Below are 4374 nucleotides of genomic sequence, written 5' to 3'. Positions count from 1 at the left end.
TTTTTGACCTATTTTTATGAAGTTTTAAGATTTTTTTCTGTAGGGTTTAGCGTATGGAGGCTATCAGAGTTTATAGTTTTATTTATTGAGTATTTTGTTAATTTTTGATTTGAGGTTTATTTGTTTTTTATTTTTCCGTTTATCGTCTGATTGTAGAACGACTTTTGAAAGCTTTTGAAAGCTTTTTTTTTATTTTTTGGGAACTGGATTGGGTTTAGCTCATTTTATGTATCAGATTTATTGAAGGAGAGAGATATGGAAACGCGGATCCCGACGAAGCATCCCTTAGAAAGACATTTTACAGGCGCATTTTCTTTAGAGACAGAGACTTGTCACTATTCCCGTCCCTGTTTATCTTGGTCATCGATCTTTGCTGGTTTACTAACGCTTTTAGCGACATCGGTGTGCTTTTCCTTTTTGTTAGCAGCCTTAGGCTTTGGTCAGATGAGTTTTTCTTCTCCCTTTTCTCTAGAGCAGAGCTTTTTCTCTGTTGGTGTTAGTTCGATCCTTGTTCTTTGTCTGAGTTTCAGCTTTGGGGGATATATTGCTGGTCGCTTTGCCAGTCACTCAGGAGCCCTTCATGGTTTTTTGACCTGGGCCCTTTTTATGCTTTTGGTGGCGATCCAAAGTACAGTTTTACTTTCTGGAGCTGTTCATTTAGGGGCTAAGACTGTTTCTGGAATTGCTTCTGCTACGGGACAAGCGATCAGTGGCTTGGGCTCTGAAGGTGGAAAGCTTATTTCCCTCACAGAGGGTAAAAATTTTGAGAATTTTTTCAACGACAAAAATAATGCTCTGTTTGATTTTAACAAACTCAGCAATGACTTACAGGCTCTTTTAAACAAGAGCGATATTCCAGCCCTTAACCCGGATAATCTCTACAATGCTTATAGAGCATCACTCAAAGATATTCGTTCTACAATAACATCTGTTAAGCATGACCCTTCTAACTATCGTCTTTTGGTTAAACAGCTTGGAGAACGCCTCTCGGATCGTGTTAAAAAGCTCAATACCCAAATTGATCGTCGCGATGTCATCGATGGCTTGACCAATAACGGCATGTCACAAGCTGAAGCAGAAAAGACTGCAGACCGTGCAATTGATATTTATCAAACAGCCAACAAAAAAACCAAAGAGGCTATTCAGTCCTTGAACAAACAGGTAGATACTCTCTCGCACAATGTTGATAAAGTGGTCAAAAATAGCCGTCAGGTTGCGGATCAAGCCATTGGCACAGCTTCTAAGATTGGATTATGGAGTTTCTTTGGTAGCCTTCTTGGTGCTTTCATTACTAGCATTTCTGGATATTACGGTCATAAAAGACGTTGCCATTCTTACAAATTTTAAACACTTTGATTTTGAGACAAAAGAGGCTTTTCAGCAGGCAAAAGCTCTACGAATAATAAAGAATGGCTTTCTAAAACTGCACCGCACGTGCAGTTTTTTTGTTGAAGATCCTTTTATTTTGAGATCCCTAGAGCCTCCTCTTCTCATGAGGCATATTGCACTCAGAGATTAGGCAAGCCAGTTAATATGGCACAAAGAAGGATGCACCATTTTTCTTTGTCCCTAATTAATGCTCAAGCGATCAAGGAAGATGAAAGAAGGAGTAAGAAGTCTCTTTTTTTGTCTGTTTTGTTTATTATACTTTAGTTGAAGATATTTTTAGGATTATTTTTGTGTTTTTGTTTGTTTTGTGAAGGATGAAGATTGGTTGCGGGGGCAGGATTTGAACCTGCGACCTTCAGGTTATGAGCCTGACGAGCTACCGGGCTGCTCCACCCCGCGTCATTGAAGAATTGTTGCCGAGATAATACGACGATTTTTAGATGTTTTTTTGAAGAATGTTGAAGCATTATTTCTATGCGCTTAGCAGACCTGGCAGCGACTTACTCTCCCGTGTCTTAAGACAAAGTACCATCAGCGCTGGAACGTTTCACGGCCGAGTTCGGGATGGGATCGGGTGCAGGCGCTCCGCCATAACCACCAAGTCAGCGAAGAGCATAGAAAGAAAGAGAAGTTGTCTCCCATGTTGATTTGATTTGTTTTAAGGTGATTTGATTTGTTTTAGAATGAATAGAGGGAATGAGAACGATCAAGCCTATCGAACGATTAGTATCAGTAAGCTTCATATGTTACCACACTTCCACACCTGACCTATCAACGTGGTGGTCTACCACGGTTCTCAGGGAATACTCGTTTTCAGGTGGGTTTCCCGCTTAGATGCCTTCAGCGGTTATCCCGTCCGTATATAGCTACCCTGCTATGCGGCTGGCGCCACAACAGGTCCACCAGAGATACGTCCATCCCGGTCCTCTCGTACTAGGGACAGATCCTGTCAATATTCCTACACCCACGGCAGATAGGGACCGAACTGTCTCACGACGTTCTGAACCCAACTCACGTACCGCTTTAAATGGCGAACAGCCATACCCTTGGGACCTGCTCCAGCCCCAGGATGCGATGAGTCGACATCGAGGTGCCAAACAACCCCGTCGATATGGACTCTTGGGGGTCATCAGCCTGTTATCCCCGGCGTACCTTTTATCCGTTGAGCGATGGCCCTTCCACACGGGACCACCGGATCACTATGACCGTCTTTCGACTCTGTTCGACTTGTCAGTCTCACAGTCAGGCAGGCTTATGCCATTGCACTCAACAAACGATTTCCGACCGTTCTGAGCCTACCATCGCGCGCCTCCGTTACTCTTTAGGAGGCGACCGCCCCAGTCAAACTACCCACCATACACTGTCCTGGATCCGGATAACGGACCGCAGTTAGACATCCATGTCGATAAGGGTGGTATTTCAAGGACGACTCCACAAAGGCTAGCGCCCCTGCTTCAAAGTCTACCACCTATCCTACACATATCGCCACAAATGCCAGTGTAAAGCTATAGTAAAGGTGCACGGGGTCTTTCCGTCTAACCGCAGGAACCCCGCATCTTCACGGGGAATTCAATTTCACTGAGTCTACGTTGGAGACAGCGGGGAAGTCGTTACGCCATTCGTGCAGGTCGGAACTTACCCGACAAGGAATTTCGCTACCTTAGGACCGTTATAGTTACGGCCGCCGTTTACTGGGGCTTCAATTCAATGCTTGCACATCTCCTATTAACCTTCCAGCACCGGGCAGGCGTCAGACCCTATACATCGTCTTGCGACTTCGCAGAGCCCTGTGTTTTTGGTAAACAGTCGCTACCCCCTGGTCTGTGCCACCCTTTAACGGTTGCCCGCTAAAGGGCCACGCTTCTTCCGAAGTTACGCGTGCAATTTGCCGAGTTCCTTCAACGTAGTTCTCTCAAGCGCCTTAGTATTCTCTACCTGTCCACCTGTGTCGGTTTCGGGTACGGTCTATATGTGGGAGCTATTTCCTGGAATTGCTTCACTGCAAAATCAATCCAATAAGACCTTACAATTTACGCAATCCGTCACTTCCCACAGGTCCACGAATATTAACGTGGTTCCCATCGACTACGCCTTTCGGCCTCGCCTTAGGGGCCGACTCACCCTGCTCAGATTAACTTTAAGCAGGAACCCTTGGACTTTCGGCGAGGGAGTCTCTCACTCCCTTTATCGTTACTCATGTCAGCATTCTCACTTCCGATACCTCCAGGAGCTCTCACGAGTCTCCCTTCACAGGCTTACGGAACGCTCCGCTACCACTTACTCATAAGAGTAAATCCACAGCTTCGGTGTATGGCTTGAGCCCCGTTACATTTTCGGCGCAAAGACCCTTATTTAGACCAGTGAGCTGTTACGCTTTCTTTAAATGATGGCTGCTTCTAAGCCAACATCCTGGTTGTTTTGGGATCCTCACATCCTTTCCCACTTAGCCATAACTTGGGGACCTTAGATGGTGGTTAGGGTTGTTGCCCTTTCCACGACGGACGTTAGCACCCGCCGTGTGTCTGCCAGTTATTTCTTCCAGGTATTCGGAGTTTGGTTAGGTTTGGTAATCCGGTGAGGACCCCTAGCCCATCCAGTGCTCTACCCCCTGGAGAATAAAACTAACGCTCTACCTAAATAGATTTCGCGGAGAACCAGCTATTTCCGAGTTTGATTGGCCTTTCACCCCTAGCCACAAGTCATCCCAATCTATTGCAACAGATACGGGTTCGGCCCTTCAGTAAGTGTTACCTTACCTTCAGCCTGCTCATGGCTAGATCACTCGGTTTCGGGTCTAATCCAACGAACTGAACGCCCTGTTCAGACTCGCTTTCGCTGCGCCTACACCTATCGGCTTAAGCTTGCTCGTTAGACTAAGTCGCTGACCCATTATACAAAAGGTACGCCGTCACCCAGAACGTATCTTGGGCTCCGACTGTTTGTAGGCATCCGGTTTCAGGTTCTTTTTCACTCCCCTTGTCGGGG

General features: G+C 46.0%; 1 protein-coding gene, 1 tRNA gene and 2 rRNA genes (1 of these 4 running past the window's edge). 1 reads left to right on the top strand and 3 read right to left on the bottom strand.

Annotation, left to right across the window (positions count from 1 at the left end):
* Positions 1-255 precede the first annotated feature (255 nt).
* Positions 256-1347 (top strand): TIGR04086 family membrane protein, encoded by a 1092-nt coding sequence (locus T420_RS0105305; protein ID WP_013545436.1) that lies wholly within the window; start codon positions 256-258, stop codon positions 1345-1347.
* Between the two features lie 364 nt (positions 1348-1711).
* Here T420_RS0105305 and T420_RS0105300 read toward each other — a convergent pair.
* The 3 genes from T420_RS0105300 to T420_RS0105290 form a co-directional block, all read right to left on the bottom strand.
* Positions 1712-1788: transfer RNA gene (locus T420_RS0105300), tRNA-Met, on the bottom strand.
* 88 nt (positions 1789-1876) lie between these two features.
* Positions 1877-1991: ribosomal RNA gene (rrf, locus tag T420_RS0105295) — 5S ribosomal RNA — on the bottom strand.
* A gap of 100 nt (positions 1992-2091) precedes the next feature.
* Positions 2092-4374, bottom strand: a 23S ribosomal RNA gene (locus T420_RS0105290) (it continues 531 nt past the right edge of the window).

Origin of the sequence: Bartonella clarridgeiae ATCC 51734, assembly GCF_000518185.1 — a bacterium.
GTDB classification, from domain to species: domain Bacteria; phylum Pseudomonadota; class Alphaproteobacteria; order Rhizobiales; family Rhizobiaceae; genus Bartonella; species Bartonella clarridgeiae.
The sequence above is the reverse complement of the archived record's forward strand: the minus strand, read 5'-3'. Positions and strand labels throughout refer to the sequence as shown.